Below are 7106 nucleotides of genomic sequence, written 5' to 3' on the forward strand. Positions count from 1 at the left end.
TCCTGCGCGCGAGCCACGGCGCCAAGCTGCTGCGCGTCAAGGGAATCGTCTGTATTGCCGAAGATCCCGATCATCCCGTCGTGCTGCATGGCGTGCAGCATGTCGTGCATGTCCCCGCCATTCTCGATGCCTGGCCCGACAATGCCGACCGGCTCACCCGGCTCGTCTTCATCGTCAAGGATCTCGGCCGTGACGAGGTCGAAGCACTGTGGCAGGCCTTTCTCGGCCAGCCGGGCATCGACCGCCCGGATGCGCAAGCCCTCGCCGACAATCCGCTGCGGGTCGCCTGGGGCGGATGAGGGCGCCGGCCATTCACGCAAGCGGAGCCAGAAGCGTGGCATCCGGCTCCATCCTGCCTTAACTCTTTATTAACCTTAACGAAAAGTTACCAGCCACCGGTACCTCACCCTACGTCATTGCGGTATGGTTCTTGAACCGTGAACGCCCACGGACATGCACATGCGCTGATTGTTCTGTTTCGGGACAGGACAGGTCGGCGACATGCAGAAAGCGGGAGGCGATCATGGTGGCACCCATGTGGGCACGTTCGAATCAGGGGGTATCGGAGGCAATGCGTTCGGGGCCGCATGGCGCGCGCGGCGCAGTCTTCGATCCCGACACGCATGTCGGCGAGGATATCGCCGGGTTCCGCCTCTGCCTGCTCCCGGCGCGGGCGGCGGAGAGCCTGTGCACCGCGTGGCGGCGGGTCGCATCGCGGGCGCTCGTTCCCGATCCCTTCCTGCATCCGCTCTGGCTCGCCGCAGTCGCCCGCCACGACAACACTCTGCGCGATCTGCAGATCCTGACCGTGTGGCGCGCCGGGACATTATGTGGCCTGTTCCCGCTGCGCGCGACGACCGGTTTTCTGACGCGCGGCTGGCAGATCATGCGCCCGCATCCGGCCGCGACCGGCGCGCCCTTCCTTCTGCGTGAGGAGGCGGAGCGCACCTTCGCCGCAGCCTGCATGATGCTCGGCAGGCGCGCGACGACGCTTCAGTTCGATCTTCCGCAGGCAGCCTCGGCCTTCGCGGCACTGGTTCGCGACCAGAGCGGCGCAGCGGACGCGCCATTGCGGGAGGGTCCGCTTTGCCCGCCGGTCCCGTGGCCCAGAGCGATCGCAGCCGGACCGGACATGAACAACGCCCTCACGTTCCAGCGCAGCAGCGATGCCGCCTCCCTGCGGTCGGGGGTGGAACATCTGCTCGATTGTGACGCCCGCGCAGCCGCGCGTCAGGGGCGCCGTGCGTTGCTTCATGATGTCGGAACCGTCAATGCCATCCGCGCGGCCAGCCGCGCCATGGCGGGTGACAGGAGTTGTCAGGTGGCGCTCCTGCGCGAGGGCGAGGAGGTTCTGGCCGCCGCGCTGGTGCTGTTTGCCCATGGTCGCGCGGTGATCTGGCACGAAGCGACCGATCCGGCCTGTCCGGGCGCAGCGACGCTCCTGTGCGCGCGCCTCGCATCCGCTCTTGCACGCCGCCGCGAAAAGTCGGAACTGGCCTCTATCGGGAATGGTCTGCAGGGCTGGCGCAGTTGCCGGCTGCGTCTCACCCCCCGGTACGATTTTCTCGGCGGGTTCACCCGGCACCATGGCGCGTCTCCTGATGCCGCCGAAGCGCACCAGGTAATCCGGCGTGCGGGGCGGGCGAGCGCGGATCCCGGACACACCGCCACGCCCTCCGCCCGGCCGGCGAGCACCAACGCCCCGCCCGCGCGTCGCGCATCCTGAATCAGCGCCACGTCTGAAGCCGGCCCTCAGGCGCCTTCCGATCCGGCGCCCTGTGGCGCCGCGCTGGCGCTGCGGCGCAGCCACATGATCAGCGGCGTGACCCAGATCAAGAGCGTCACCACGCCGAGCCCCGCCGCGATCGGACGTCCGAAGAAGGCGAGGAGCTCTCCATCGCTGCGGATCATGGTGGTGATGAAATGCTGCTCGACCATGCCGCCCAGAACGATGCCGAGAATGCACGGCGCAACCGGTATCCCGTTGTCTTCCATGAAGAAGCCCAGAATGCCGAAGGCGAGCATGATGCCGATATTGAACACCGCATTGTTTGTGGCGAAGGCGCCGATCATGCAGAAGGCGAGGATCACCGGCATGATGATCCGCCGCGGGACGCGCAACAACTGCCTGCCCGCCCTGATCGCCAGATAACCGAGCGGTATCATGATCAGATTGGCCAGAATGAAGATCAGGAAGATGGCGTAGATGTTCTGCGGGTTGAAGATGAACAGGGTCGGCCCCGGATTGAGCCCCTTGACGAAGAGCACCCCGATCACGATCGCCGTGATGGTATCACCGGGAATACCGAAGACCAGAGCAGGCACCCAGGCCGCCCCCACCGCCGCATTATTGGCGGAGGTAGCCTCGACGATGCCTTCCACATGCCCCTTGCCGTATTTCTCCCGGTTCTTTGAGAAACGCCGGCTCACGGCATAGGCGATCCACGCGGCGAGATCGGCTCCCGCACCGGGCAATGCGCCGACGCCGACGCCCACGACATTGCCCCGCACCTGCTGGCGCCAATAGGTGCACAACATCTGCCCCCAACCGCGCAGGGGATTACCGATCTTCATTTGCGGCACGGGCAGGTTGCGTGCCCCGCCGGCGGCGTTGCGCAGAATTTCGGAGACCGCAAAAAGACCGATCATCGCCGCGATGAAATCGATCCCGCCCATCATTTCCGTATTGCCGAAGGTGAAGCGGGGCTGTCCGGCGGGGTTGTTGAGCCCGATTGTCGCCACCGACAGCCCGATCAGCAGGCTGACCAGCCCCTTGACCGGCGATCCGGAACTGATGAAGGCGGCGCAGGTCAGGCCCAGCATCGCCATCCAGAAATATTCCGTGGAGGAGAATTTCAGGGCGACTTCGGCGAGATGCGGCGCGGCGAAGATCAGCACCGCCGTCCCCACCAGACCGCCGAGTGCCGAATAGAGCAGATTGGCACCCAGCGCCTTCTCCGCCTCGCCCTTGCGGGTCATCGCATAGGCTTCGTCGGTATAGGCGGCGGAGGCCGGTGTACCGGGAATGCGCAAAAGCGTGCCGGGAATATCCCCGGCGAAGATCGCCATGGCCGCGCAGGTCACCATCGCCCCGACCGCAGGGATCGGATCCATGAAGAAGGTAACCGGCACGAGCAGCGCAATCGCCATGGTCGCGGTCAGGCCGGGTATGGCGCCTACGAACATGCCGAATATGGCCGCGAAGAAGATCGTGACCAGAACGTCCCATTGGAACACCAGCCCGGCGGCCTGCTCGATCGCACCCATCGTTCACCACCAGCGTATCGGCGCGAGCAGACCCCAGGGAAGCGGGACCAGCAGGAAGCGACCGAAGAGATATTGCATGCCCAGAACCGCGATCAACGCAATCGTCAGCGAAAGCAGCCAGCCGACACCGAACAGACGCAGCATGATCAGGATGATCGGCGCCATTGTCAGCATGAATCCGAGCTGCCGCGAAAAGACGATATAGACGATCACCAGGCCGATGATCACCACGACATTGCGGATCCCGTCGGGCTCCCGGGTCCAGTCCGTCCAAACAATCGCGGGCAGGCGGCTGCGCAGACCTGAGATCACGAGAATGACACCGCACAAGGCGAAGCCGGTCGCAAGAACGGTCGGAAAGGCGCCCGCGCCGATCTGCTGGCCGGGAATCGGCTTGAAATCGCGCGAACCGAGATAAAGCGCAGCCGCTATCCCGAACAACAATAAACCCAGAAGGGCATCGTTGAGCCGCATTCCCGTCTCCGATCAAGGGTCGATGCAAGGGAAAGCGGGTGCCGTGCCTGGAGGGACGGGCACGGCACCCGAGGCAGACCTCGCGGGGGCGAGGCCGAACTTACTCGGCGAGGCCGACCTCGCGCATCACGGCGCCGAGATTCTCGTTGCTCTCAGACATGAAGGTGACGAGATTGTCGCCAACCGCCCAGCGCAGGCCGAAGCCCTGGCCGGACATGAACTCGGCATATTCATCGCTGTTATAGACAGTCTCAAGCGCCGCGGTCAGTGTTTCGACAGCCTCCTCGGGCATGCCCTGCGGACCGACAATGGCGCGCCATGCACCGATATTCCACGAAACGCCGACGATCTCCTGCGTGGTCGGCACATCGGGGAAGGCGTCGTTGCGCTCGCTCGACATCACCGCGAGTGACTTGACGCGCCCGGCTTCGAGCAGCGAACGGGCCTCCGGAATCGAGGACGGCACGATATCGACACCGCCCGCCACAAGATCCTGCAGACCCGGCGCCGCTCCCTGGCTCGGCACCCACGGCACCGATGCGGGATCCATGTCGAGCTCGGAGAGCAGGCCCGCAATGGCGAGGTGCCAGATACCGCCCTGCCCGGTGCCCGAGGCACGATGCTCGCCGGGATTGGCGCGGATCGCGTCAAGCATGTCGTTAAGATCGCCCCACTCCGAATCGGCGCGCACATGCACGGCGGCGGGGTCCTCGTTGACCAGCGCCAGCGGGGTGTAATCCTCCCAGGTCAGATCGGTGAGGCCCTGCCAGTGCATCATGTTGATCTCGACCGTAGCCATGCCGATCGTGTATCCGTCCGGCTCCGCCTCCGCGATGGCGGAATGCCCGACCACGCCGGAACCGCCGGTGCGGTTGACCACATTGACCGGCTGGCCGATTTCACCCTCGAGCAGCGACGCAATGATGCGCGCCGTCGCATCCGTACCGCCGCCGGCGCCCCAGGGCACGATCAGGGTGAGCGGACGATCAGGATAGCTTTGCGCCTGCGCCGCGCCGGACATGCCGACCGCACCAATGACGACCGCAGCGGCGCTGGCCATCAGCCAGCCGCGACGTGTCTTCCCTTGCGGATGCATAGTCGTTTCAAGCTTGGAATCAGTTCTCATGACGTTTTCCTCCGTTTATCAGAGTTTCAAATAATGAAACCTTGTTTCGTTTATTGAAAACGATGTAGCGTGGTGCTAGTTCTGTCAATCGAAAAAAGAAAAATCCGGTTTGCGCGCAAAACTGGAACTGTGAGGCGCCGTGAACGAACAATCCTCTTCGGATGGAACCGTAGGGAAGGCATTGTCCCTGCTCGACAAGGTCGCCGCCTATGAGCGCCCGGTGCGGTTTTCGGAGCTGCTCGCCGAATCGGATCTGCCGAAGGCGACGCTCTATCGCCTGCTGCAGACCCTCGTCAGCCAGCGCATGCTCACCAGTGACGCCAGAAGCCAGGGCTACAGCCTTGGCCCGCGCCTGATCCGCCTCGCCCATGCCGCCTGGCGCCGCGCCTCCCTCGCCCCGGTCGCGCGCCACCATCTCGATGCGCTCTCCGCGGTGACCGGCGAGACGATCCATCTGGCGCAGCTCGACAATGCGCAGGTACTCTATGTCGACAAGCGCAACGCCACCCGCCCGATCCCGATGTTTTCCGATGCCGGCAAGATCGGTCCGGCCTATTGCACCGGAATCGGCAAGGCGATCCTCGCCTTTCTCGACGAAACCGAGCGCGAGCGCGCCATCGCGCAACAGAGTTTCTATCGCCACACACCGTATAGCCTCACCGATGCACAGGCCCTGCGCACCCAGCTCGAAACCGTGCGCGTGACCGGCATCGCCCATGATCGCGAGGAGCACGAACCGCAGATCATCTGCATCGCCACTCCGATCCTCGACGCAAGCAGCCGCCCGCTCGGCGGCATCTCGGTCACCTCCTCCACGACGCGTACCTCGCTGGATGCGCTGGGTCGTTTTCGTGACGATCTGCGCGCCACCGCCGCCGCGATCGCCCGTGATTTCGCCATGTTCAGCCTGCTCGATACGGGCAGCCCGGACCGGGGGGCCGTGTAATGCTCCCCGATACCCCCGGCGCACCGGCGCTGATCGGTCTCGACTGGGGAACGACGCGCCTGCGCGTCATGCTGCTCGATGCCGCCGGCAACGTGATCGCGAGTCGCGAAAGCAACGAGGGTATCCGCCGCGCCCGGGACAGCTTCGCGGAGACCTTCGCCGAGGCGATCGCCCCCTGGCGCGCGCAGCAGGTGGACTTGCCCGTCTATGCCTCCGGCATGATCACGAGCCGCAATGGCTGGGTACAGACGCCGTATCTTCCGCTTCCCGCCGATGTCGACGCGCTGACGGCTGGAATCGTGCGCCATACAATGCCCGACGGCACTGTCATCGCCTTCGTGCCGGGCCTTTGCGACGATCGTGGCCCCCATCCTGACGTGATGCGCGGCGAGGAGACCGAGATCGTCGGTCATCTGGCACAGAATCCGCAATCTCCGGATGATCCGGCGCGGCTTCTGATTCTGCCCGGCACCCATACCAAATGGGTGGAGACTGCGCAGGGACGGATCATGCGGTTTCGCACCTGCATGACGGGTGAGCTCTACGGCGCCATGACCCGCCACAGCATTCTCGGCGACCTGATGCCGCCGCGCGACGACGCCGTGCCGTGCGACCGGGAGGCTTTCGCGCGGGGCGTTGCGGCAGCGGGCGCGGATGGGGGAGAGCTTCTGGCAAAGCTGTTTTCGGCCCGCAGCCTCGTGCTTTTCGAAAGGCTCGCACCGGCTGACATCGGGGATTATCTCTCCGGTCTGCTGATCGGCACCGAAGTCGCGCAGGCACGGGCAGCGATGGGAGGGCCGGGCGAAGGTGCCGGCTCTCCGGCTGCAACCGCCTGCACGATCATCGGACGCGGCGATCTCGCCACGCGCTATGCACAGGCCTGCCAGGCGCATGGTCTCGTCGCCCAGATCGCAGCGCCGGGCGCTGCCGGGGCGGGGCTCGCGGCCTTGCATGCACGAGCCGCGCAAGAGGGCAGGTGAACGGAATCGCGTTCAAGATGTTGTAACGGGTATCCTGTCGGTTTGCGCAAATGCCGAGGAATACCCGGAGGCCAGCATGAATGCCCGTGTCATCGTTGCCGCAATCGTCTTCCTGCCGCTGGTCGCGATCATTTCGAACCTTCTCGGGGCCCTCCTGCCGGTACTCCCCGGTGCGATCGATCCCGCGGCGGCCTTTCCGATCGTCCTGATCCTGTCGATCGTCCTGGCCTTGCCGGCGGCGATCGCGCTGTCGGGCGTCCTGACACGCTCGCGCTTCGCCAACCGGCGCAGCCGCGAGGAAGCACCGCCTGCC

Annotated in this window: 8 protein-coding genes; 5 read left to right on the forward strand and 3 right to left on the reverse strand. The window is 65.2% G+C overall.

What is annotated here, in order from left to right; translation table 11 throughout:
• Together VKP01_RS11885 and VKP01_RS11890 are read left to right on the forward strand one after the other, a co-directional pair.
• The coding region (locus VKP01_RS11885) for a GTP-binding protein (protein ID WP_324412545.1) at positions 1-299 on the forward strand (299 nt) is incomplete at its 5' end.
• A 224-nt stretch (positions 300-523) separates the two neighbouring features.
• The gene (locus VKP01_RS11890) at positions 524-1726 is read left to right on the forward strand and encodes a GNAT family N-acetyltransferase (protein ID WP_324412547.1); all 1203 of its coding nucleotides are present in this window, start codon (positions 524-526) and stop codon (positions 1724-1726) included.
• A 26-nt stretch (positions 1727-1752) separates the two neighbouring features.
• Here the strand turns inward: VKP01_RS11890 and VKP01_RS11895 are convergent, their stop codons facing one another.
• The 3 genes from VKP01_RS11895 to VKP01_RS11905 all read right to left on the reverse strand — a co-directional run bounded on the left by VKP01_RS11895 (position 1753) and on the right by VKP01_RS11905 (position 4867).
• Complete coding sequence (locus VKP01_RS11895) at positions 1753-3267, reverse strand: tripartite tricarboxylate transporter permease (protein ID WP_324412549.1); 1515 nt, start codon at positions 3265-3267, stop codon at positions 1753-1755.
• Positions 3268-3270: 3 nt separating this feature from the next.
• Entirely contained in the window at positions 3271-3741 is a 471-nt protein-coding gene (locus VKP01_RS11900) for a tripartite tricarboxylate transporter TctB family protein (protein WP_324412551.1), read from the reverse strand.
• 100 nt (positions 3742-3841) lie between these two features.
• The gene (locus VKP01_RS11905) at positions 3842-4867 is read right to left on the reverse strand and encodes a tripartite tricarboxylate transporter substrate binding protein (protein WP_324412553.1); all 1026 of its coding nucleotides are present in this window, start codon (positions 4865-4867) and stop codon (positions 3842-3844) included.
• Positions 4868-5006: 139 nt separating this feature from the next.
• On the opposite strand from VKP01_RS11905, the gene VKP01_RS11910 reads away from it, so the two are divergent.
• The 3 genes from VKP01_RS11910 to VKP01_RS11920 all read left to right on the forward strand — a co-directional run.
• The gene (locus tag VKP01_RS11910; protein WP_324412555.1) at positions 5007-5813 is read left to right on the forward strand and encodes an IclR family transcriptional regulator; all 807 of its coding nucleotides are present in this window, start codon (positions 5007-5009) and stop codon (positions 5811-5813) included.
• The gene (locus VKP01_RS11915) at positions 5813-6793 is read left to right on the forward strand and encodes a 2-dehydro-3-deoxygalactonokinase (protein WP_324412557.1); all 981 of its coding nucleotides are present in this window, start codon (positions 5813-5815) and stop codon (positions 6791-6793) included. Before VKP01_RS11910 ends, VKP01_RS11915 begins: the two co-directional genes overlap by 1 nt.
• A 76-nt stretch (positions 6794-6869) precedes the next feature.
• On the forward strand, positions 6870-7106 hold a 237-nt coding region (locus tag VKP01_RS11920), incomplete at its 3' end, for a hypothetical protein (protein WP_324412559.1).

The organism is Saliniramus sp. (assembly GCF_035311605.1).
Classification (GTDB): Bacteria; Pseudomonadota; Alphaproteobacteria; order Rhizobiales; family Beijerinckiaceae; genus Saliniramus.

Bases quoted from the DNA above. Each gene is read 5' to 3' on its own strand.
- VKP01_RS11900 (WP_324412551.1), bottom strand. From the start codon at position 3,741: ATGCGGCTCAACGATGCCCTTCTGGGTTTATTGTTGTTCGGGATAGCG.
- VKP01_RS11915 (WP_324412557.1), top strand. From the start codon at position 5,813: ATGCTCCCCGATACCCCCGGCGCACCGGCGCTGATCGGTCTCGACTGG.
- VKP01_RS11890 (WP_324412547.1), top strand. From the start codon at position 524: ATGGTGGCACCCATGTGGGCACGTTCGAATCAGGGGGTATCGGAGGCA.
- VKP01_RS11895 (WP_324412549.1), bottom strand. From the start codon at position 3,267: ATGGGTGCGATCGAGCAGGCCGCCGGGCTGGTGTTCCAATGGGACGTT.
- VKP01_RS11905 (WP_324412553.1), bottom strand. From the start codon at position 4,867: ATGAGAACTGATTCCAAGCTTGAAACGACTATGCATCCGCAAGGGAAG.